Here is a 526-nt window from a genome sequence, read left to right as displayed (position 1 = left end):
GTGCCGTCGACCATGTCGCCCACGGCGAGGAACATGCCGGTCGACTCGATGAAGGTGACGAACATCACGATCACCATGGTGGCGATCGACAGCGCGTCGAAATGCGGCGTGCCGAAGTGGAAGGGCATCACGAAGCCGACCCAGGGCGCGGCCGCCACGCCGTCCAGATCGACGCGGCCCAGCGAGAGCGCGATCACGAAGCCGGCCACGATGCCGAGCAGCACGGCGATATTGGCGAAGAAGCCGCGGCCGAACTTGTTGATCATCAGGATCAGCACCAGTACCAGCAGCGACAGGCCCAGGAACACCGGGTTGCCGTATTCGGGGTTGCCCACGCCGCCGGCCGCCCAGTTGATGCCCACGCCCATCAGCGACAGGCCGATCACCGCGATCACGGTGCCGACCACCACCGGCGGGAAGAAGCGCAGCAGCTTGCCGATCACCGGCGCGATCACGATGCCGATCACGCCGGCCGCGATGGTCGAGCCGAACACGTCCAGCAGGCCCAGGCTCGGGTTGGTGCCGA

1 protein-coding gene is annotated in these 526 nt (G+C 66.9%); it reads right to left on the bottom strand.

From position 1 onward, the window contains the following. Positions 1-526: solute carrier family 23 protein (locus HWX25_RS32875; protein WP_279610157.1), on the bottom strand; the 526-nt coding region annotated here is incomplete at both ends.

This window comes from Burkholderia sp. BCC1640 (assembly GCF_902833125.1).
Taxonomy (GTDB): Bacteria; Pseudomonadota; Gammaproteobacteria; order Burkholderiales; family Burkholderiaceae; genus Burkholderia; species Burkholderia diffusa.
The sequence above is the reverse complement of the archived record's forward strand: the minus strand, read 5'-3'. Positions and strand labels throughout refer to the sequence as shown.